The following is a 21,063-nucleotide window of genomic DNA, read 5'->3' on the forward strand; positions in this document are numbered from 1 at the left end:
TATCGAACAATAATGCTACTTTCTTGTATTTTGGAGTTTTGTTGAACCGGAAGCTTCTTAACAGACGTAACGGCATGATCTGCTTGTGCCATATAGATAAATCAATTGGAGAAAGAAATGACACGACACGGTTCTTATAAATTAGGCGGTGATAATCCTCCCAAGTCGACTTATTACGAGCAAGGTAAATTTGGCCGGATGTTTCCGTCATTGCCGCCTTTTGCTACGGATAACAAACAAATAAAAGATGCGCTAAAAGAATTGGGCAAGAAAGGCGGCATTATGGATGCGATGGAAAGTATGGATGTTATGGCGAATCCAAATCTTGCTCGCGATTTGATCGTGAATCCCGCATTAAATACCAATAATCCGAATAATCCCAATCTTTCCGCCGGTATGACTTTTCTTGGTCAATTTCTTGACCATGACATTACATTCGATCCGACATCGAGTTTGGAACGGCAATCGGATCCGGAATCCATTCAGAATTTCCGGACACCGCTGTTTGAATTGGACAGCATGTATGGGTCGGGACCGGGTGCATCGCCGCATTTGTACGACCAAAGCCCAGCCGGGGAAGGTATCAAGTTTTATCTTGAAGAAATTCCCGGTTCCGGGGCAGTTTCTGCGGATGGATCCACACGTTTCGATTTGCCACGCAACAACCAGGGAACTGCACTGTTGGGTGATCCACGCAATGATGAGAATTTGATTGTCTCTCAATTGCATCTGGCGATGTTGCGGTTTCACAATGCGGTTGTCGATTATGTGAAAGCTGAGTTTGGCCTTAGCAATCCTGACGAAGTTTTTGCAGAGGCGCAGCGTTTGGTTCGATGGCATTACCAGTGGATTATCGTGCACGAATTTTTGGAGAAAACAGTCGGTAAACCATTGGTTGATGATATTTTGAACAATGGACGCAAGTTTTATAAATGGCGCAATCAACCCTATATTCCAGTTGAATTTTCGGCAGCCGCCTATCGTTTCGGGCATTCACAGGTGCGTCCGTCTTATCGCTCCAACTTTGGGCCAACACCGTCAGATGTGAATTCGCATGTCTTCAAACTGATCTTTAATGACGGTTTGCCCGATGGCCCCGATCCGGATGATTTGCGAGGTGGAAAGCGAGCCCCATCCCGCTTTATTGATTGGCAAACATTTTTTGATTTTGGTGATGGCAATGTCCGGCCGAATAAGAAAATTGATACGAAACTGTCGACCGTGTTATTTGATTTGCCAGGTGTGCGGGGCGAGTTTCAATCCCTAGCGCAGCTTAATTTACTACGGGGTCTGACTTTCAGCTTACCTTCCGGCCAAAGTGTAGCCAAAGCTATGAATTTGCCTGTTCTGGATGCGACGGACCTTGCCGATCTTGTTGATCTCAAATTGCACCTACGGACGCCGCTTTGGTTTTATATTTTGCGTGAAGCTGAAGTGAAGCAAAACGGAGAGCGGCTCGGGCCGGTTGGTGGACGCATTGTTGCCGAGGTTTTTATTGGCTTGTTGCAGGGCGATTCGATGTCATACCTGAAGCAAGATCCGGAATGGACACCCACGTTACCAAGTGCGGTTGCAGATAATTTTAAAATGACTGACTTACTGAAGTTCGCCGGTGTTGTTGCGCGATTATGAGTAACGCTTCAGTACCGGGTTAATATATGGTGCGTCATCCGCAAAAAATCATGATAACTCCATGAATACCGGTGGATGACGCTACAAAAGTTGCGCTTCAAAGTTGAATCCGCCACTTTTATTTCGACGGCGACAGAACATCGACCGGCTCCCAATGCCTTTCAGCCGTCATCCGCACAGCGCCGGTTGCTTCGCGTAACAATAGCGGATAGATTTTGTGCCGGACTTCGGCGGGTATATTCGCGGTATCCGATGAATGCGGATCAAAATGCAGCTTTTCGATATGACTGTGATAGCGGCCTTTGACCGGAAAACCGTGCTGGCTCAAATGATGAAACGTGTGTTCCAGTTCTTCGTCGCCGGCCAGCGCCAGCTTGTGAATATTCGCCTTGAGCCAGTCGACGTTGCGCCGGTCATAACCGATCTTGCGATAATCGAGGTGATTGGCAAGGCAGAACGCCAGAATGCGCATGCATTTCTGGCAAGTGCCGCACGGCATGATCCTGTCGCTGCCTTTATGCGCGTGGTGGCACGATACCTGTAAATCGAATAGCGCCGGATAATTTCTGGCCAGCGTTTTTTGCACCTGATAACCGGTAATCGAACGGATCGGTGCCCATTGCCGGATGCCGTAACCGGCGTCGTCAAACCAGCGGGTCATGTAGCGGTCGTATTCCTGGCTCTGGTCGTAAATCCCCGGGAAGAAATCGACATCGTTAATGCGGTTGCGGCCGTCGAGAATCCTGGTCGGTTCGATGTACTCGTTGCCGACGCAAACGTTGCCGATTTTTTCTTGCTCCATCAGCGGCAACGACGAAAAAATGAAATACGCGAAACTGAAGAAATGCAGCGGATCGGTGATCGACTTGATGCCGCGGATGTTGGTTTCAACCAGCGGCGAATTCCTGACTATGAACGCCCATAGCCGGTCGGCATTGGTCCAGATGCGGCGGGTGCGGATATCGTGCTGCTTGAACGAACGGTAAGCGGTGATCGCGGTGCGCCAATGGCCGCCGGACTCATTGATATACACCGGATACACCGCCATCCCGGCTTCCTTGAGCAAGCCGTAACACAACAAACTCTCCTTGCCGCCGGACGACAGCACCACGATTTTATCCGGATCGGTATCGAAACCGCTCAGATCGCGGCCACTGCCGGCACTCAGCTTGGCCTTGCACGACGCATTCGCCAGCGTGACATCGGGTTCCGCCACGGCGTATTCCGGCTTGATGAACAGCGGGTCCTGGTGGAAACGGCTGACGAAAATCTCGATGCTCATTTTCTTCAGCATCTCGTCGAAAAAACGGAATTCCTGCGGCCCGAGATCAAATTCAAACACAATTTCCCGGGTGTACAACCCGTAATTGATCGCCGAAATGCCGCATGTCAGATTGGCAAAGCGTTGCGCGTTATCACCCTCAATGCTGTCCTCGTATTTGTTGCGCAATTCGCATGACACGCGCTTACCGTCTTTTTCCAGAATATAACGGGTATGAAAACCGTGCTTGGTAACGGTGGGTTTTTCGACGATGATTTTGTCGAAGCACATCAAATCGTTCATGAATGTCAGTCCTATAATCGGTTAAAGCATGTGCGGTGGCGGTCTGTATAAAACACCGGCCCTGCGGATTTGGTTGACACGTGGCAGCAAAATTCGTATCCGGCTTGATCCTGGAATCTTCCTGCGTTGTACGTTTTTCCCTTTTGTCAAAGGAAAAAGGGAAAATTCCAGATCACAAGAAGTTATGGAGTCAGCGCTTTCTCGATGCATCGAGTTGCAGCACGGTTTCCATTAACAGCCGGTCCAGCACGGAATAGTCTATTTCACGGAATGCGGGCGGGGATACCGATTCCAGCCGCTGCAATTCCGCGGCGATGAATGCATCGATGACTGGCAGCGGCGAACCGTATTCCGCTTCCTGCACTGATCGCTTGACGGCCAGCAATTCATCGATGGCCCGGCGCAATATCGGGTCAGTGATCATGGCAGCCGCCAATTGCTCAAACCGCATCGGCACCGTACCGCGGCCTTGTTCGATCCAGCGCGCGGCCAGCAGAGGGCGCAATACATAGAGGTATTTTTTCAGCCGCACCGTGGCTCCGGTGAGATACGCGCGATAGTTGCCGCGCGCCATGTGCCAATAATGGCGGAAGCTGCGCTCAGGCTGATGCATCTGCATGGCGGCATCCTGCATGGCGCGTAAAAAAGCGCTATCGGCGCGATACACCACCGGCGAATCGAGCCACTCGATCAGTGTAGCATTGCCTTTTTTCAACAATCCCAGCGACTTGCGCAATTCCCAGCCGTTGATATCGAGTTCGTCCGCAACGGGCAACTCGATGACATTGCGTTGCGGTGTGACTTGCAAATACCAGGGCAGCGGATGAGCGTAAATGAAGCGCACATCGTAATCGCTGTCGGGCGAGGCGAAACCCCAGCCGCGGCTGCCGGACTCACACGCATAAAGGATGCGCACGCCATAATCCGCCTCAATCGCCGCGAGGCGGGATTCGATTGCGGCGCGGACGCCGGGGGCGACCGGGTGATCGTCTTCAATGAGCGGCATCGTCTCCTGCCGGTAGTGCTCCGTCAAAAAGCCCGATTTGGTTAGCGTTCCGGCGGGTCATAGCGGCGTGCGCGGCCAAGGTTCGCTGGCGTCGAGTTCGAGCAGACGCTCCAGTGCCATTCCTTTAATGTTGGGTTCCAGTTCGTCAACAGGCAATGAATCGCACGCCGGGTAACCGGCGAGTAGACGTTGCAAACCATGCGTGCAGGAATCCAGCGCAGTGACCGGCACCGGGCCGCGCCCCGCTTGCTGCAAAGCCCGCACCAGCGCCCGGATGTCTGTTTCGTATTGCTCTCGCACAAACACCAGCCGCACGAAACCTTCATGATCTCCGATCAATGTTTTGCCCAGCGCCGGGCGCAGGCCGGTAATGTCCAGATCCCAAATCACGGTGTTGTGATCCGGATGGCTGATCAGCACGCGTTCTTCAATGTACACATCGGGCGCATAGCCGCAATCGGCGGTCAGTACTTGGTGCGCGCCGGGATGCTTGATCGACTCGATCAATGCAAACACGTCCCAAACGATGCCACGTTGGGCCAAATCATGACTGCCGCCCGCAAACTCGGGAACCGCTTGCAGTACCAAACACGGCGGATCGCAAAAAATGATTTCGCTGTAATAAATCTGCCAGCCGATGCGGCTCGGCAGTGTGAGCGCGGGGCGGGGCTCATCGTCAGGGAAGCGGATCATGGTCGGGTTGCTGCGCTATTTTCTTGCGAGGTTTACGGATTGCGGCGGTAGGCAGCAGGCTGGTGATCGCTTGATAGCGCTCGAACAAAAACGCCACGCGCTCGGCTTCGGAAGCGAACGATTTTTTGCCGTACGCGGCGTCGACGGCGCGATCTAGTGACTGATGCGCGCGCACCAGTTCCGGCGGCATGGTCAGCGGGTCGTACAAGTCAGCCAACGTGGCATCGGGGAACAACGCACGGGCGTCGAGCACGGCCTGCGCGGCGGTTTCGATGGCTTTGCGTTGCGTTTCGGTGGGTTCCGGCCACGGGAAAGTGTTGTAAGTGTATTTTGCAGAGTATCGATACCGACTTTCCAAACGCCCAGATGTGATTTTCATCCATGCCATGTGCATTATGCTGGTTAGGATACCGAATTCATACAAACCTGCATTGGGTACAATTTGTAAATCGTTCGCAGCTATTACATCCGACGATAAGAAACCAATGGGTATGTAAAAGCGATTTTCTGATGATGTACGTGGCAAAGCCAGATAAGTACCATTCACCGGTTGCCGGTTTTCAGTAAAACGGGTTGGGATCGTAGCTTTCTCGCGAGTGGCTATTTTAGAGCTTTTCAAGCGGAATAAGCGCACCCCCTCTACACGCTGCAATACTAATGGCATAAGGCGTAATTCATTAGGTGGACAATTCAGTAACCACAAGCAGTAACGATATTGATTGTGAATAAAACCTTCCGCACCTAAATACGGGCGTAGCCATTTTTCTGCAACGGGATCTGAAGCTAATAATGCATCTTTATCAGCAAGTTCAAGAATCAAATGACCACCATCAGCAGGAATACTGCCATTAGCCAATGGATATGGTGCTGAAAGTGGTTGCATTCGACCTTCTGCGATGACGTTCGACGCATCCACTAAATAGGGATTGATATTCTTGGCAGACACTGCATGTGCTTCGCCCTGAATATTTTCATACTCAAAAATAGTTTTCTGCGCTGCTTCTTGCAAACCAAAACCGATGATGACGCAATGCACCGCTGCTTTGCCGCTGGCTTCGCTGCTCCATTGGAAGGTGCGATGGGCAAAATGAATGTGCACGCTGCGCCGCAGCAGATCCGGCCACAGCACGCCGGTTTGTTCGCCTTGCGTGATCGAGTTGGTTGAAACGAATGCCACCCGGATCGCCGGATGGGCGGCGATGTAATCGGTGGCTTTGCGGTACCAGCAACTGACGTAATCGAGCAATCCGGCATTTTTGGTATCGTGGAAGATGGCGGCAACGTCAGCGCGTTGCGCGTCGTTCATGAATTTTGCGCCAATGAACGGCGGGTTGCCCATCACATAATGGCATTGCTCCGCAGGAATCACTTCATTCCAATCCAGCCGCAGCGCGTTGCCGTGCACGATATGCGCGGATTTGGTCAGCGGCAGGCGGATGTAGTTTTGGCCGAACTCTTCTGACACTTGTGCGTTCATCTGGTGGTCGGTGAGCCACAGCGCGACTTGCGCGATTTGCACCGGGAATTCTTCGATTTCGATGCCGTGGAATTGATCGACATTAACCCGGACGATATTGGATATATCGAGCACTAACTGCCCGCCACCATGGAGTGTGCGCAATACCTCCAATTCGAGGCGGCGCAGTTCGCGGTACGCGATCACCAGGAAATTGCCGCAGCCGCACGCCGGGTCTAAAAATTTGAGGCTGGCGAGTTTGCTGTGAAACGCTTGCAGGTTTTGCGTCCGGCCTTTGACGGTCTGGCGGATTTTTTCAAATTCGGCGTGCAGTTCGTCGAGAAACAGCGGGCGGATCAGCTTGAGGATGTTTTCCTCGGTGGTGTAGTGCGCGCCGAGGTTGCGCCGCGCGTTCGGCGTTTCGTCCATGATGTTCTGGAACAGCGAGCCGAAAATCGCCGGGGAGATGCCGCTCCAGTCGAGCGCGCAGCACACCAGCAGCGCAGCCCGCATGTCGCGGTCGAAGCTGGCGAACGGCAAGCGCTCTTCAAACAGTTTCCCGTTGACGTACGGAAACCGGGCCAGCGTGTCGTCGAGGTTTTTCAGCCGCGCGTGTTCCGGTGTGTTCAGAATGTCGAACAGTTGCGCCAGTTGCGACGCTAGATCGCTGCCGTCTTCGCGCGTTTGCTGGCTGATGAATTCAGTGAATTGCGTGCGCTCGAAAATGCCGGTGTCCTCGGCGAACAGGCAAAACAGCAGCCGCACCAGATACACTTCCAAGTCGCGCGGTTTGGCTTGGCCATAACCGATCTGTTTCAATTGGTCGTGCAGCTTCGCCATGCGCTGCACCGCCTTGGCGTTGACCGGGCTTTCCGGTGAGATTTTTTGCGGCTGGTAACCGGCGATGAACCAGAACAGCTTGACGTTTTTGTACAGTTCCTTGAGCAGAAACTCGGTCTGCGTGCCTTCCACCATGTCGTACAGGCGGAAGCGGGCGAAATCGCTGACCAGCACGAAACGCGGCAGCTCGTGTTCCTTCAGGCCGGGGAAATAGTCGATGGCTTGCTGATAAGCGCGATCCAAATCTTTACCGCGCGATTTGTGCTCGATCAATAAGTTGCCTTTCCACAGCCAGTCGATGTAGCCGTCGCGATCACCGAGTTTTTTGACCTTCTGCTCGAAACTGCCGATGCGCCGCGAGGTGATGCCGAACACATTGAAAAACTCGATCCAGAACGGCTTGGCATCGGCGTCTTCCGATTCCGCTTTGGCCCAGTCGCGGGAAAACGCCAGCGCGCGGTCTTTGATTTCGTTCCAGGCTAGCGCCATGCAGTCTCCGGGGCTTTGTTGCGAGTTAAATTCTTCAGTGTTGCCGCTGATATCGGCCGATCAATTCCGTTTGCGCCAGGATATGGCCGTGCATCGCTTGTTCGAGTTTCGCTTTGGTGGGGTGATGCAGATCCGGCAGCACCGTGTCTAAAGCGTAAAGTTTGTGAAAATAACGGTGCGTACCGATGGGCGGGCACGGCCCGCCGTAGCCGGTGCGTTTCCAATCGTTGAGTCCTTGCAGAGTGCCGGGCGGCAGATCTTTTTCGTGAATACCCTCGGTCAATCCGCTCGCGCTGGGCGGAATATTGTAAAGAACCCAATGCACCCAAGTCATTTTGGGCGCGGCGGGGTCGGGCGCATCCGGATCGTCGACAATCAGCACCAGGCTTTGCGTGCCTTCCGGCAATCCACTCCACGACAGCGCCGGTGAAGTATCCGCGCCGTCGCAGGTGTGGCGCGACGGAATCTCGGCGTTATGCGAAAATGCGGTTGAGATGAGGGTGAACATGGTCATCATTAAAGCAGACATAATTGCTCCTTTGGAAATACTGATTGATTGCACGAACGAATCACTTCGTTGCGCGGTACTCGCTCTCTCGCCTTTCTTTTGCGCGCATTTTTATGCGGATTCAATTATTACATCAAATCATAAGGGGAGTAACCGATGCGGGCGGTATTTTTTGATTTCGGTTCAGTCACTCGCGGCGACATGGATTGCACCGCGCTGGAACGGGCGGTTTCGCCGTGGCAGTATCATCACGATTCCACCGAGGCGGAGGTGCTGGAACGGATTCGCGACGCCGAGGTGGTGGTCAGCAACAAAGTGTTTATCGGGCGTGAAGCGATTGCGGCGGCCAAGCGGCTCAAGCTGATTTGCGTGGCGGCGACCGGTTATAACAATGTCGACCTGATCGCGGCGGCGGAAAACAACGTGCCGGTGTGCAACGTGCGCGGCTACGCCACGCCGTCGGTGGTGGAGCATGTGTTTACGCTGATGCTGAATCTGGCGCGGCATTTCCCGGATTATCAAGCATTGGTCGCGCGCGGCGGCTGGCAGGAGAGCCGGTTTTTCTGCCCGCTGGATTTTCCGGTCATCGAATTGTCCGGCAAGGCGTTCGGTATCATCGGTTACGGCGAACTCGGCCACGCCGTGGCGCAAGTGGCGCAGGCATTTGGTATGCAGGTATTGATTGCAGACCATAAAGGGCAAGCGCCGCGCCCAGGACGGTTGGGGTTCGACGACGTGCTGCGGCAGGCGGATTTTATTACGCTGCACTGTCCGCTATCGCCCGATACCCAGCACTTGATCAGCCGCCGCGAACTGGAATTGATGAAGCCGTCGGCCTATTTGATCAACACTGCGCGCGGCGGGCTGGTGAACGAAGCCGATTTGCTGGCCTGTTTATCCAGTGGAGGGATTGCCGGCGCGGCCACCGACGTCGTCCAGGGCGAGCCGCCCAGCCATGACCAGCCGTTGTTGCGGCAGCAACCGGCCAATTTGATCATTACGCCGCATATCGCCTGGGCCAGCCGCGAATCGCGCCAGCGTTTGCTCGATCAATTGGCCGGTAACATCCGCAACTTTTTCCAGAATGAACCTTTCAATCAAATTACCGATGCGCTGAACAGTGCTCTGGATTAGTACAAAGTTAGTATTAAATTAGTACAGAATCCGCACTAAAGCCATAAATAAAACCAGTAAAATCGGCATGGAAAAATCCTACGCATGGGAGCGGGATTTTTTTATGAGGGAAACCCTTAATGCCATTAACCTTGTTAACAGTCGCAAACGATAAAGAAGTAAACGGCGCGATTAACAGGTGATGTTGTTTAAAAGGTTTCATTCAGTCATTTAATTTAAGGAGAAAAATAATGAAAACTTTGAAAAGCGCCACGCAAGTTGCTGCCGCACTTGGACTTTCGGTACTGTTGAGCGGCGTCAGTCACGCATCGCCATCCGGATCGATCACAGTGACGAACCCAGGCCCGCTGGGTTCTTTCAGCATCAATACCGCCGCTTTTGACGGCACCAGCGGTCAAATCGAGAAACTCACGTTCGATTTGTCCGGTACGCATTGTTTGGATGGTGGAAGTTGCATACTGGGCGAGTCGTTGGTGTTCGGCGGTTCGGGCGGCGGAAACTTTATCTATGATCCGGAAGCCAATGGCACATCGTCATTATTTGGCGCAGTGGGCTCAACCGTATTCGGTTTTGATTTCACCGGTTTCGATCCACTGAATGTATTCGCATTTTCCTGGGATCCGGATGTCGCCAGTAACGGCGGTTACGGTGCAGTCGTTGCCGAACTGGCTGGTACCGTAATCACGGCATCGGTTCGTTTTGATGATAACTCGGTTCTTACCTACTCAGGAACGATGGATATCGTCGGGCGTGACGTTGCTGCTAACCTGGTTCCGGTTCCGGAACCAGAAACCTACGCGATGTTGCTGGCAGGTCTCGGTGTGCTCGGTTTTGCCGGCTATCGCCGCAAGCAAGCAGCGGCTGCCTGATCGCAAGATAATTATTGACCGGTTTAAAGGAACCGGCGCGGCGATAACACGCAGCGCCGGTTTTTTATTTAATCGGACTGATAGCATTCAGCCGTCACGTTCATCACCATGATGCAGCGTTCTTGCTGCGATTCGATTTAATTTCATCCTGTTTTGGTAAGATAGCGAGGTTATTCCAATGCCTCCGGTCGAAACCGGTGCATAGGACCATCAAGATACAGGGAGTGATGCCCATGCAATCATGGATTTATCTGGCTATCGCGATTGTCAGCGAAGTGATCGCGACGTCTTTTCTCAAAGCAGCCGAAGGTTTTACCCGCTTCTGGCCGTCGCTAATCGTCGTGCTGGGCTATCTGCTGGCGTTTTATTTATTGTCATTGACGCTGAGAACGATTCCGGTCGGCGTTGCGTACGCGATCTGGTCCGGCGTCGGCATCGTATTGATCGCGCTGAGCGGCTGGTTATTCCTCGGGCAAACCCTAGATACGCCAGCGCTGATCGGTTTGTCTTTGATCGTGGCGGGTGTGATGGTGATCAATGTGTTTTCCCGGACGGTTACGCACGGTTAGATCAACGTTCTTGAACGGCGCGCAAATTATCCGGTCGTGCGCAGATCGGTCAAAAACCGGTCCAATGTTTCCTTTTTGGCGTGCGGCATGACGACGATATGCGCGCACGGCGTTGGAACGCCGTCGATGTCAAGCCGCATGGTCGCGAGTGAATAGCGGTTGACGACCATTTTAAGCGGCGTGATGAAATACACGATATTTGAATGATCGCTGGCGCGCACCGGCCGCAAAAAGCTGTAGTGATTGTTCATTTCTTTCAGCAGGTAAGCGGTGTTATCCAGAATCGCCTTGGCATCGGCGGCTTGCCGCGCCAACGCTTTGTCCGAGCTGAAGAAATAGAATTCAGCGGGCTTGACGGCATCGCGCGAGCAAGTGATCGTGCCGGGTACTTGCTTGATATATTCCGGGTCGTGTATGCGGCTGAACGGTTCGCGGAACAGATCAAAGTTGGCTTCCGTGGTAATGAACAACCCCGCCGGCGACGGAAAGCCGAAGAATTTATGGCACGATACCGCGATGGAATCGTAACGATTCAACATCCTGCCGCTTAGCGGATCTCGCGCTTGCTGCTGGAGTTCGCCGGCAAACGGCGTGTGCGGCAGAAAGCCGCCGAACAGCGCCGCATCGAGATGCAGATAAGCATCGCGGTTTCTCAGCTTTTCCTGGATCGCATCGACCGGATCGATCGCGCCTTTGAAAGTGGTGCCGATCGTTGCAACTACCAGTGCGGGATGGTTGCGATGGGTGTTCAATTGCCGTTCCAGATCGTCGGTATCCATGGCGCCGCCGGGTTTAGTACCGACGATGACCGGTTCGAGCTGGAGGACATCGCGAAGAATCTGTATCGAATAATGCGCTTCCTTGGTGAAATAAATTTTTGGCAGCACGCCGGTGCGGTTATGCAGAATCGTCCGCCCCATGTACAGCCCGTGCAGGTTGCTGTCGGTACCGCTGTTGCTGAGAAAGCCCCAGATGTTGTCGGCGGGAAAGCCGTAAAGCGCGCCGAATCGGTCGATCAATTCGCGTTCGAACGGATGGCAATTGAATGGGATATGGCTGTGCGTATAGGGATTGCCGACGTTATTGAAAGCAAATTGGTTAAGCCCCGCAGCGGCGAGTTCGTTGCGCCAGGCAAAGAATTCTTCCGGCGGCGTGTTCATGTTGATCGGATAACCGAGAAAGCGCTCTTTATGGCGCGCGAATTTCTGGAGATTTTTTAATGCGGATGGTGCTTTTTTCGGTGGCTGCTGTGCGCGAGCCGACGTTGCCAAGGCTTGCGGTGAGCATACGGCTACTAAAGCCGTTGCGCCGGTCATGCTCAGAAAATGGCGCCGGTTGATTGTCATAGTAATGGCCTCCTGAACAATATGTTTATTAGATTTTACGCCGCCCGCAAGGTTTCTTGCCGTGTTGAAAACCGGGACCGTCTTGAATTGACGGGCGAAGACCGCTATCTTAGCGGACTGATCATTTTTAATGTTGTGCGGTTATGAGCAAGGCATTTACCAAGGAAAGCGAAGACGACGAAGATCCGGACAGCACGCCGCAATTACCGCAAGGCGTGAAGAACTATATCACGCCTTGCGGCCATCAGCGGCTCAAGGATGAATTCGATCAGCTATGGAAGGTGGAACGCCCGGAACTGGTCAAGACCATCACCTGGGCGGCGTCGAACGGCGACCGCTCGGAAAACGGCGATTACATCTATGGCAAGCGCCGTTTGCGCGAAATCGACCGGCGCTTACGTTTTTTATCGAAACGGCTGGATAACGCCGAAGTGGTCGACCCCGCGCAACGCGGCGACTGCGATCAAGTGTTTTTCGGCGCCACCGTGACCGTTTGCAATAGCCAAGGCGAGGAACACACCTACAGCATCGTCGGCATGGACGAAGCCGAACCAGGCCGCGGCCGTATCAGCTGGATCTCGCCGCTGGCCAAGGCGCTGCTCAAAGCACGCGAAGGCGACGTGGTGAAGCTGCATACGCCGGGTGGACTCGAAGAGCTGGAAGTGGTGGAGATTCGTTACGAGGCGTTGTAAACCAGGAGTGATGTTGCCTTAAAGTTATTTTTACGGTCTTTCCGCATCGCGCAGCCATTCTTGTAATCCATTGATTCCGATAACAAGGAATGAGTCTTGTAATGAGATTACCCTGCGTAACATGGTTCCTGTATCGGATTCTTCTCTTTCCTCGGCTTCGCGAAACAAGCGCGTCAGTAATTGAGATAGCGCTCCGAAGCTGTATATGGGGTGCTTGGTACTTCGAATAAAAGCAGCTAATTTTTCTGCAGAATCGAGTGTATCGTCGGGCCTAAGCTGTGATGCGGCATTGAGCCAGCTTTCGATATTATTAAAATGAAAGTGACCATTGCTTTGATCTCGCTCGATGATGGATAAGTATTTATCAAAGATGTCAGGGGAAATAGGAACGAGTGGCTGGTGTTTGCCAAACAGTGTTGACACTTTCTCGGCTACGGTTGATGCAATATTCCCCGCTTCTTTCAAGCCGGCTTGGATACCAAAAAAGCACTGCTCGGGGTGTTGAGTAACGTTTTCGTTATTCGACCATACCGATGCTGCTCCTTTCCATGCATCTGTGCTGCCTAGCCGTCGCAATTGGGTAACGAATTCATGTAAATTAATATGTTCTGATAGTGCCGCGAGAGCGGAGATTCGCCCCCAAGTTTCAAGTGTTTCTCCTGTCGAAACAGAAACAATGCGTTCCAGAATTCGCGATACTTCGTTGAAGCGATTGTGATATGCATAGTAAAGACAGGGTTCGGCGATTTTCCATAAATGCTCGTTACTATTTTCCAGAATCAGATGGAAAATTTCCCAACCCAATTCAGGTAGAAGACTTTGAAAGTAGGGTAGCCGTTGCAAAATAAGCGCACGAACCGCCGGGTGAGGATCACGAGCGAAACGTTTCAGTGTTGGTTCAAGTAGATCGGGAAATAGCCGGTGTTTTTCAGCCCATCGTGTGGCGATAATCATGACTGCCGCAGCTATATCACCACGAATCATGTTGATTCCGATATGTATGAGATTCTTTTCATCGTTATCGAAGCCGGACTCTTGGCAGTTAGCAAAGCCTATGGCAATAAAAAGCAATCGTGTCGCGTCGTGTTCATTCTCAATTACATTTGCACTGGCTTCTAGGGCTTTGGCTGCTGCTCGACAATGATGCCAATACGATGGATGCCGTTCGATCTCATCGAGAATAAGTCTTGCCAAGACTGATGGATCAGGAATTTCAATTGGTATCCATTGACTGGTATCAAAGTGCGGATTTCCATATCGTTGGGCAAGATAAGTCGCTACCCCATTTAAAATATCGTCTTTAAAACGATCAGGGATATCGATCCAGTGATCGATTAGCAAATGTATGAAACGAGTCGGACTCCTCGACGAAGCCTCGCTTAGTTGCCATTCAACCTGCTTCGCTCCTCCAATCAAGAAATCGCGCTCCCAATCATTCCGGCCTTCTTTGGTATAGTGCGATAGAATTTTTAGCACAGCTTCATCCGTGCTACAAAGAAATCGCTCATACGAAAAAGGTGCTGCGATCCGGCCGCTCCGTGAATCAACATATGGTTGCCGGGTGAAAGGGCTGGATTTTCTCTCCCAATCAATCAATGTCATCTGAGCCTCCGGGGATCGCAGATAAGCGGGAATTGCTGATATCAACTCAACACGAGTTCTGAGTATCCACAGGTTTTCTTCAATGTTTTCATCGCCTCCTAGAGTCAGGATTAACGATAGTACAGAATCCTGAGTGCATTCATTCAAGTACACAAACGAAGCATTGAGCAAATTTCCAAGCTCGTATCTCAGGTTTGATTCCAGCATTTTTTTGTCGAGTATCAATGTTCCGATTTCAGCGACATTGCGTTCGGGTGAATGGGTAAGTGCCAAAATAGCGAAGTAGCGCAAAGCACCTTCATGGCTGCGACAAAGTTGTGCACGATGGTTGATCCACCAGCCGGTATGTTCATTGGCATGATGGATGATTGCGTTTTCAATTGCCTGGAATAACATAGTTTCTTCGAAGGCGTGACTGGTGTCATGGCGGCTATGTATAGAGCCGTATGAGGTATGCCTAAGAAAGTTATCGTACCAATCTCGATTGTTATGGTACCGCTTGTTAAGAATGCAGCTCCACTGCTCGATGGATGCAATTGCTAAATCCAGCAGATACTCCGATTGCAGCATACGTTGGCAAAGAAAATCTTTGCTTGCGAATTCGTTAAGGCCGCACTTGAGTTTATGGCCGAAATGGTACTTTAATAGATCTTCTTCTTTGATATCGCCTGCGATATAACGCCACAGCAATGCATCATTAGCTCCGCCAGTATCGATGTGACGAACAATTGCATCACCCAAAAAATCGATTTCTTGATGCGGTAGAGTTAAAAGTTTTTCGAGAAGCTGACCTGTATTAATTCCGGCGTCTGAATCAATATCGCGTAGTTCAAAAGCAATATTCTGCGCAATCCGGTTATGCTCTACCCAGTCATATTTCAAAGCATTCAACCAAAAGGAAAGCACGCCTTTAGGATCAGCTTTCTTCCAGGAAGCTATCCGATTTACATGCGCGATTAAACTTTGTGAGTCGTGTTCTTGCGTTATAAGAGGGACTAGGAATTTAAGCCAGAAATGATGCCATTCGATCGCATGGCCGTGTTCATATAACGAATTGAAGAGTTCGCGGTGCTGACGACGGAGGTGCTGAATCAGTGACCAATCTTCATCTTGCGGAATTTGTTCGGCTAATGATTCCGCCACAAGACGCCGGATATGAAATGCTGCGTTGCTATCAAATACGGCGCGAAGTTGCCGGCGAAAACTTAAACGATCTCCAGCCGCCAGATACGCGACATAAGCGCGGATCGTCGGGCGAACGAAAGGTACAGCCGGAAGTTTTTCTATAAAGGATTTCAAAGTAAGCTGATCTCGCTCAGCTCCGCTGACGACGAGAACATCGAGTAGAGTTTGATGTCCATATTCGATATTGCCGGACTGATTTTGATGCAGCACGCCAGTGCTTAAAAGCCGTTTGAAAATCTCATCCGATACTTGGATCTGCATATGCGGAATATCGAGCCGCCGTGATTTCAACATTCGGTTTGCCATCTGTTCAATAGCTATCATGGCAGTTTCGCCCAGAGCTGCATCACTCTGTACTATCGTTTCCAGATATTTCCGGCTCAGTGCTTGGCTTGTTGCAATATTGAAACCTCCGGCTTGTTGCGCAATATCTGCGAATATCGCAAGTTCCCGAGGATTTTGAAGTAGGTTCCGCGTGATTGTGTCGAGTGATGCTGGATCGACTCCAATTTTACTAACCAGTGGAGAGACTACGGTTTCCCAATCCAGCGGTGCATTGTTGACTGTTTGATCCCATTCTCGCTCGGAAAGGCGGCGGTCGTACTTCCGGTCAAATTCTCGGCAAGCAGCAATTACCGTTACGTTTGGGATGAGCAGCAGCTGATCTATCTGTGCGAGGAAAAAAGATAATACAGTATGCTCTCGAGATAGCGACAATACATCAAGCGAATCAATGATGACAATGGTATGTCTGTAATCAGACATCCGTCCAACTTGACCAATCAAGTTACTCGGCAGGCCAAGCGAACTCCTTGCTTCCGGTGTTGTGCAATTAGCATATTCACGGGCTTGGATGAATAAGGTAGCCAAGTCCGAGCGCTTCTCAAGCTCTTCCTGCAAACTCAGAAGCACGCATGTCTTTCCAGAGCCGGGCGTTCCAGTAAGCAGAACCGAATGTTTTCTCGTTTCAATTGCATTGAGGAGCTCGCTGATAGCAGAGGCATATAGCTGGTTTCCAGCGATATCACGACGCCAGTCACGACCGACTGCGGAGGCATTAGCAAACGATTTTTGGATTTCTTGTTGCGATAAGGGTAGAACAAACGTTGCGCCTGATTTAACCAGAATATCGTGAAGATCGGTTTTGGTAAGTCGGTGCGTAAGCAGTGTTGAAGAATTTCCATTGTTTGTGACTCGAGCTCCGAGCGAATCGAGTCTCGTCCATAACGCATTGAATGCATCTTCTGCATTTGAAACAAGATATGCCAGACGTTCCTTTAAAAGCTCTCGCATACGTTCGAACTTAGGGGACGTTTCGAAGGTTATTTGCTGGAGCAGATCGTAGGTGCTGATTCCATAGTCAGCTATAAGCTTGGCTAAATCTGTGTCGATTTTCTGATGATCTTTGGTCAGACTTTTTTGATATGCAGTTTTATTCGGCTGAGTAGTTGAGTGTTCACGTAGTTTTGCTAGAGCTCCAAAGCTTCCGCGTGTGTAGAAGATGACCTGCGATTTTGGGTTGTTAGCCACGAATTGTGCGGCTTTGGCCAATTCATCTCCAAGATCAGCAACAGACCATGGTTTAAAATCCGGTTGGTTCTTTTTGCACTGACAACAAATCGTGCTTTCATCTGAGAGGCCAATCACTACATCGTCTACAGCTATCGGTTTTCCCTTGGCATCTAAAGACGTCGAGTCAACTTCAAGCCATTGGTATTTGTCGTTTGAAAGGATACTTAAAGCCCAATCAAACGCGACCAAGGTTTGGTAAGCATCACCACGATTTGACCGAACACCTGCGAGACTCAAATTGTTTCCTTACAGTAAAAAAAGTGAATGGTTTTAAAGAATCTCGCCATCGATATATAACCACAACCCATCTTCCCGCACAAACCGGCTGATTTCGTGCAAGCGATGCGCGCGGCCGTTGATTTTGTAACGCGCGAAGAATTCCACGATGGCTTGATCTGAAGCGGTTTGCTCATGCCGCTTGACAGTCAGTCCGAGCCATTGCTGCGCCGGTTGTCCGGTCAGTTCCAGCGTTGCCGGGCGTGTGTCCGGGTGCCAGGTGGCCAGCAGATAGTCTTCGCGCTTCAGCGTGTACGCGGTGTAGCGAGAGCGCATCAGGTTTTCCGCCGTAGGTGCGGTTTCGCCTTGATCCAGATAACGGCCGCAGCAGTTTTCGTACGGCTTCGCACTGCCGCACGGGCAGGGCGATGTTTTCAAATGGGTAGTCGGGGTATTCATATACAATGCCGTTTGTTTGTCCGCGTAATGTAACACAGCCCGCATGATCATCGCTCCGACCGGATCTGCCAATGCTCCGCCGCGCCGTATTGCGCACCTCGACATGGATGCTTTTTACGCGTCAGTCGAATTGCTGCGCTATCCGGAATTGCGCGGCTTGCCGGTGGTGATTGCCGGGCGGGATGAGCATCAGCCGGTGGTTCAGGCCGATGGCCGGCGGCATTTTTTCCGTTTGCGCGATTATGCCGGGCGCGGCGTTATTACCACTGCAACGTATGAAGCGCGGGCACTGGGCGTGCATTCCGCGATGGGCGTGATGAAAGCCGCAAAACTGGCGCCGGATGCGATTCTGCTGCCGGTCGATTTTGCCGCTTACCGGCATTATTCGCGGTTATTCAAGGCAGCGGTTGCCGGCATTGTCACGAAAATTGAGGATTCCGGCATCGATGAAATCTATCTGGATCTTAGCGATCTGCCGGATGAAACGCGTGCGTTGGCCACGCGGCTCAAGCAAGCGGTCAAGGATGCAACCGGGCTTTCTTGTTCGATCGGTATCGCGCCGAACAAATTGCTGGCAAAAATTTGCTCGGATCTGGAAAAACCGGATGGTTTGACTATACTCACGATGGCGGATGTTCCGGGACGGATCTGGCCGCTTTCCGTTAGAAAAATCAATGGTATCGGCCCGAAGGCTGCGGAAAAACTGGCATCGCTGGGTATCACCACGATTGCCGGGTTGGCGCAAACTGGTTTAGGTTTGCTGCGCCACCATTTCGGACGCAGTTATTCGGTCTGGTTGTACGAAGTATCGCGCGGCATCGACCATCGTCCGGTGATTGTGGATGCGGAGCCTAAGTCGATGAGCCGCGAGACGACATTTGAGCGCGATCTGGACGCGCGGCTGGACCGGCAAGTCTTGTCGGCGGCGTTTACCGCGCTGTGCGAGCAAGTGGCTGGTGATTTGCAGCGCAAAGGCTACGCCGGGCGCACCATCAGCATTAAATTACGGTTTGAGAATTTTCAGACGGTGACGCGCGATCTTTCCTTAGCCGAGCCTACCGCCGACGCGGTGCGTATCCGCCGCGCCGCAGGGGAATGTTTGCGGCGGGTGCAACTGGTTAGGAAAATCCGGTTACTGGGTGTAAAAGTCAGCACGTTATGCGCGGCTTCTTCAACTTCCGCCGCCGGTGCATGCCGCCAAAGGGAATTGCCGTTGACACCCTGAATGCTGCACGGTGTCCGCGGGTATATCCCTAAACTTCAATCAGAACCCGATAAACCCGGTTATTACACGTTAAAAATTCCTACAGCTTCTTATACACTTGCGACAATGACAAACGTGGGTGCAACGTTCGCGGATTGTCTGCAATCGTGTAAAACAAGAAAAATTTCAGAAGGAAATGATGAATGGTTGATCGGACAAATCTTTACCGGATAGCACCTTTCGCTGCGTATGTTTTTTTCATGATCCTGGAGGATGTGCTCTTGAAGTTTGGCTGGGAAGCCAACGACTTGCGCTGGCTTTATGCGGTGAAAATAACCGCCGTGGTTGCATTGTTGTGGGCCATGCGTAGCGCGTACAGTGAATTGCGCTGGCCCAGCGCCGCTGGTTTCCGCACTTGGGTTGCTGCGATTATTGCCGGTATCGTGGTGTTTGTTGCTTGGATCAACATGACGGCGGATTGGATGGTGATGGGGGAATCGGTCGGTTTTGATCCGCGCAATGAGGATGAAATCGATTGGATTTTTGTCGCCGTGCGGATTGCCGGTGCGGCTCTGGTAGTGCCGGTGATGGAGGAGCTTTTTTGGCGCTCGTTTCTGATGCGGTGGATTCATCATCCCAATTTTTTGAGCGTGAATCCTGCTCAAGTTGGTATCAAAGCGTTGACCATCGCCGCAGTATTGTTTGCACTTGCGCACAGTTTGTGGTTTGCCGGCCTGTTCGCCGGATTTGTCTACAGTTTGCTGTATATGCGGAGCGGGACGCTATGGTCGCCGATCTTGGCGCATGCCGTGACCAACGGCATACTGGGAGTCTGGATCGTTGCTACCGGGAATTGGGGATTTTGGTAAAAGCGATCGAAGGTGAGAAACTCACCATCGATCAGATAACGTTCTCAGGGTGTTCGACAATCTCTTGATAGATCATGTGATGTAATGTAAACACCTGATCCGGCTTGATGTCGGAGAATTCGACGCCGGTGCTGATGGTTTTCTGATTGTTTTTGGTTATTTGCTTGGCGGAACGGATAACCGCTTTGATCGATAAATGCAACTCTCTATCGAGAATGGTGACGTTAAACGATAAAGTGACGGTTGAACCGAGCGTCCCTAAAGGCAGTTTCGAGCTGATTCCGGCGCCGCAAATGCTCAGATCGGTAATGGCGATCGGAATGGCTTTTTCGGCAACTGTTGCATTCATATGACATTTAATTCTTCGCGATTTCCGGATGCTCTGGCCTTGGACGACCTTAGGAAACGACAGGTGTAGATATTTGAACGGGGTTTTGATCACTTTGTCGACAAAGGCCGAGAACTTATAAGCATACTGACCCGTAACCAAGCGAATATTCAGTTGATCCCCTTCGATTAACGGATCTCCGACGATCTGATCGGTGACCGGCATGGTGACGATCAAAGTGTTGTTCGGTACATAACCGATCATTGATACCGAGTATGAGTTCTCCGAGAGTTCGCACGATTTTCTTAATTTTGAATAAGCCGCCAAGGTGAGATACATTTTTTGTCCCACTTTGATTTGCATATCTTCAAAGCCGATCTGATCCAGTACTTTCTTGTCGGCTTCGGCTTGCTGCGATGCTGTCGCTTGCATGCGGAAAACCGATAATTCTTCCAATTCTTTAAGCTCATCCGCAGTTTTGATGACATAGCCGCGTTTTTGTATCGGTTTTTGCGACTCATCGAACAAATCCCACGGTAACGGTTGTCCTACAGTTAAATCGGAAGTTTGGATCGGTATCATGTTCATGGCTTAATTATTATTAATTATCAAAGAATTAATCAACTTAATATTGAGTTCTCATTTATTATAAAAGTGCTTTTCCATCTTCTTACAAGCACTGCTCCGTTTTTTACGGTGCCAGTTCGCGGAAACTTTAGTGATATGCGTTTGAAGCATTGCTTGCTGGTGGTGATTTAAAAATCTCCGGGTGATTTAAAAGTTGAGAAAAATCCGGCTGCGGTGATTGTTTCGAGCGAGATGATGGTGTG

The 21,063-nt window shown here is 51.3% G+C and carries 17 protein-coding genes; 8 read left to right on the plus strand and 9 right to left on the minus strand.

All coding sequences use genetic code 11. The annotated features are described in order from the left end of the window. The first annotated feature begins 117 nt into the window (after positions 1-117). Positions 118-1,632 (plus strand): peroxidase family protein, encoded by a 1,515-nt coding sequence (locus RBH92_RS04130; RefSeq protein ID WP_307933385.1) that lies wholly within the window; start codon positions 118-120, stop codon positions 1,630-1,632. 118 nt (positions 1,633-1,750) lie between these two features. Here the strand turns inward: RBH92_RS04130 and RBH92_RS04135 are convergent, their stop codons facing one another. The 5 genes from RBH92_RS04135 to RBH92_RS04155 form a co-directional block, all read right to left on the minus strand. Further along, positions 1,751-3,196 (minus strand): hypothetical protein, encoded by a 1,446-nt coding sequence (locus RBH92_RS04135; protein ID WP_307933386.1) that lies wholly within the window; start codon positions 3,194-3,196, stop codon positions 1,751-1,753. Positions 3,197-3,386: 190 nt separating this feature from the next. Then, positions 3,387-4,202 carry a nucleotidyltransferase domain-containing protein gene (locus tag RBH92_RS04140; RefSeq protein ID WP_307933387.1) on the minus strand — a complete coding sequence of 272 codons (816 nt, stop codon included), beginning with the start codon at positions 4,200-4,202 and terminating at the stop codon, positions 3,387-3,389. Between the two features lie 57 nt (positions 4,203-4,259). After that, the gene (locus RBH92_RS04145; RefSeq protein WP_307933388.1) at positions 4,260-4,895 is read right to left on the minus strand and encodes a hypothetical protein; all 636 of its coding nucleotides are present in this window, start codon (positions 4,893-4,895) and stop codon (positions 4,260-4,262) included. Next, complete coding sequence (locus tag RBH92_RS04150; protein ID WP_307933389.1) at positions 4,879-7,680, minus strand: DNA methyltransferase; 2,802 nt, start codon at positions 7,678-7,680, stop codon at positions 4,879-4,881. The genes RBH92_RS04145 and RBH92_RS04150 overlap by 17 nt, the downstream gene beginning before the upstream one ends. Before the next feature lie 34 nt (positions 7,681-7,714). Then, positions 7,715-8,209: a YbhB/YbcL family Raf kinase inhibitor-like protein gene (locus RBH92_RS04155; protein WP_307933390.1), complete on the minus strand. Its 495-nt coding sequence runs from the start codon at positions 8,207-8,209 to the stop codon at positions 7,715-7,717. A gap of 135 nt (positions 8,210-8,344) precedes the next feature. Here RBH92_RS04155 and RBH92_RS04160 point away from each other — a divergent pair, with 135 nt between their 5' ends. The 3 genes from RBH92_RS04160 to RBH92_RS04170 all read left to right on the plus strand — a co-directional run bounded on the left by RBH92_RS04160 (position 8,345) and on the right by RBH92_RS04170 (position 10,760). Beyond that, the gene (locus RBH92_RS04160; protein WP_307933391.1) at positions 8,345-9,322 is read left to right on the plus strand and encodes a 2-hydroxyacid dehydrogenase; all 978 of its coding nucleotides are present in this window, start codon (positions 8,345-8,347) and stop codon (positions 9,320-9,322) included. A 230-nt stretch (positions 9,323-9,552) separates the two neighbouring features. Beyond that, complete coding sequence (locus RBH92_RS04165; RefSeq protein WP_307933392.1) at positions 9,553-10,191, plus strand: PEP-CTERM sorting domain-containing protein; 639 nt, start codon at positions 9,553-9,555, stop codon at positions 10,189-10,191. Positions 10,192-10,424: 233 nt separating this feature from the next. Further along, positions 10,425-10,760 carry a DMT family transporter gene (locus RBH92_RS04170; RefSeq protein ID WP_307933393.1) on the plus strand — a complete coding sequence of 112 codons (336 nt, stop codon included), beginning with the start codon at positions 10,425-10,427 and terminating at the stop codon, positions 10,758-10,760. Positions 10,761-10,786: 26 nt separating this feature from the next. On the opposite strand, the gene RBH92_RS04175 is transcribed toward RBH92_RS04170, so the two are convergent. Next, positions 10,787-12,106, minus strand: a complete 1,320-nt coding sequence (locus RBH92_RS04175) for a pyridoxal-dependent decarboxylase (protein ID WP_307933394.1) — start codon at positions 12,104-12,106, stop codon at positions 10,787-10,789. Between the two features lie 21 nt (positions 12,107-12,127). Here RBH92_RS04175 and RBH92_RS04180 point away from each other — a divergent pair, with 21 nt between their 5' ends. Together RBH92_RS04180 and greB are read left to right on the plus strand one after the other, a co-directional pair. After that, the gene (locus RBH92_RS04180) at positions 12,128-12,253 is read left to right on the plus strand and encodes a hypothetical protein (protein ID WP_307933395.1); all 126 of its coding nucleotides are present in this window, start codon (positions 12,128-12,130) and stop codon (positions 12,251-12,253) included. Next, positions 12,250-12,798: a transcription elongation factor GreB gene (greB, locus tag RBH92_RS04185; RefSeq protein WP_307933396.1), complete on the plus strand. Its 549-nt coding sequence runs from the start codon at positions 12,250-12,252 to the stop codon at positions 12,796-12,798. Before RBH92_RS04180 ends, greB begins: the two co-directional genes overlap by 4 nt. Positions 12,799-12,828: 30 nt before the next feature. Here greB and RBH92_RS04190 read toward each other — a convergent pair whose 3' ends face one another. Together RBH92_RS04190 and RBH92_RS04195 are read right to left on the minus strand one after the other, a co-directional pair. After that, the gene (locus RBH92_RS04190) at positions 12,829-17,394 is read right to left on the minus strand and encodes an AAA family ATPase (protein ID WP_307933397.1); all 4,566 of its coding nucleotides are present in this window, start codon (positions 17,392-17,394) and stop codon (positions 12,829-12,831) included. A gap of 33 nt (positions 17,395-17,427) precedes the next feature. Continuing rightward, the gene (locus RBH92_RS04195; RefSeq protein ID WP_307933924.1) at positions 17,428-17,832 is read right to left on the minus strand and encodes a YchJ family protein; all 405 of its coding nucleotides are present in this window, start codon (positions 17,830-17,832) and stop codon (positions 17,428-17,430) included. Positions 17,833-17,875: 43 nt separating this feature from the next. On the opposite strand from RBH92_RS04195, the gene RBH92_RS04200 reads away from it, so the two are divergent. Beyond that, positions 17,876-19,057 (plus strand): Y-family DNA polymerase, encoded by a 1,182-nt coding sequence (locus RBH92_RS04200; protein ID WP_307933398.1) that lies wholly within the window; start codon positions 17,876-17,878, stop codon positions 19,055-19,057. 182 nt (positions 19,058-19,239) lie between these two features. Then, the gene (locus RBH92_RS04205; RefSeq protein WP_307933399.1) at positions 19,240-19,905 is read left to right on the plus strand and encodes a CAAX prenyl protease-related protein; all 666 of its coding nucleotides are present in this window, start codon (positions 19,240-19,242) and stop codon (positions 19,903-19,905) included. A gap of 31 nt (positions 19,906-19,936) precedes the next feature. Here RBH92_RS04205 and RBH92_RS04210 read toward each other — a convergent pair whose 3' ends face one another. After that, positions 19,937-20,821, minus strand: coding sequence for a flagellar brake protein (locus RBH92_RS04210; RefSeq protein WP_307933400.1), 885 nt, complete (start codon positions 20,819-20,821; stop codon positions 19,937-19,939). Positions 20,822-21,063: the final 242 nt, after the last annotated feature.

Origin of the sequence: Nitrosomonas sp. sh817 (genome assembly GCF_030908545.1) — a bacterium.
GTDB lineage: Bacteria > Pseudomonadota > Gammaproteobacteria > Burkholderiales > Nitrosomonadaceae > Nitrosomonas.

Bases quoted from the DNA above. Each gene is read 5' to 3' on its own strand.
- RBH92_RS04130 (WP_307933385.1), top strand. From the start codon at position 118: ATGACACGACACGGTTCTTATAAATTAGGCGGTGATAATCCTCCCAAG.
- RBH92_RS04135 (WP_307933386.1), bottom strand. From the start codon at position 3,196: ATGAACGATTTGATGTGCTTCGACAAAATCATCGTCGAAAAACCCACC.
- RBH92_RS04140 (WP_307933387.1), bottom strand. From the start codon at position 4,202: ATGCCGCTCATTGAAGACGATCACCCGGTCGCCCCCGGCGTCCGCGCC.
- RBH92_RS04145 (WP_307933388.1), bottom strand. From the start codon at position 4,895: ATGATCCGCTTCCCTGACGATGAGCCCCGCCCCGCGCTCACACTGCCG.
- RBH92_RS04150 (WP_307933389.1), bottom strand. From the start codon at position 7,680: ATGGCGCTAGCCTGGAACGAAATCAAAGACCGCGCGCTGGCGTTTTCC.
- RBH92_RS04155 (WP_307933390.1), bottom strand. From the start codon at position 8,209: ATGTCTGCTTTAATGATGACCATGTTCACCCTCATCTCAACCGCATTT.
- RBH92_RS04160 (WP_307933391.1), top strand. From the start codon at position 8,345: ATGCGGGCGGTATTTTTTGATTTCGGTTCAGTCACTCGCGGCGACATG.
- RBH92_RS04165 (WP_307933392.1), top strand. From the start codon at position 9,553: ATGAAAACTTTGAAAAGCGCCACGCAAGTTGCTGCCGCACTTGGACTT.
- RBH92_RS04170 (WP_307933393.1), top strand. From the start codon at position 10,425: ATGCAATCATGGATTTATCTGGCTATCGCGATTGTCAGCGAAGTGATC.
- RBH92_RS04175 (WP_307933394.1), bottom strand. From the start codon at position 12,106: ATGACAATCAACCGGCGCCATTTTCTGAGCATGACCGGCGCAACGGCT.
- RBH92_RS04180 (WP_307933395.1), top strand. From the start codon at position 12,128: ATGTTTATTAGATTTTACGCCGCCCGCAAGGTTTCTTGCCGTGTTGAA.
- greB (WP_307933396.1), top strand. From the start codon at position 12,250: ATGAGCAAGGCATTTACCAAGGAAAGCGAAGACGACGAAGATCCGGAC.
- RBH92_RS04195 (WP_307933924.1), bottom strand. From the start codon at position 17,832: ATGAATACCCCGACTACCCATTTGAAAACATCGCCCTGCCCGTGCGGC.
- RBH92_RS04200 (WP_307933398.1), top strand. From the start codon at position 17,876: ATGATCATCGCTCCGACCGGATCTGCCAATGCTCCGCCGCGCCGTATT.
- RBH92_RS04205 (WP_307933399.1), top strand. From the start codon at position 19,240: ATGGTTGATCGGACAAATCTTTACCGGATAGCACCTTTCGCTGCGTAT.
- RBH92_RS04210 (WP_307933400.1), bottom strand. From the start codon at position 20,821: ATGAACATGATACCGATCCAAACTTCCGATTTAACTGTAGGACAACCG.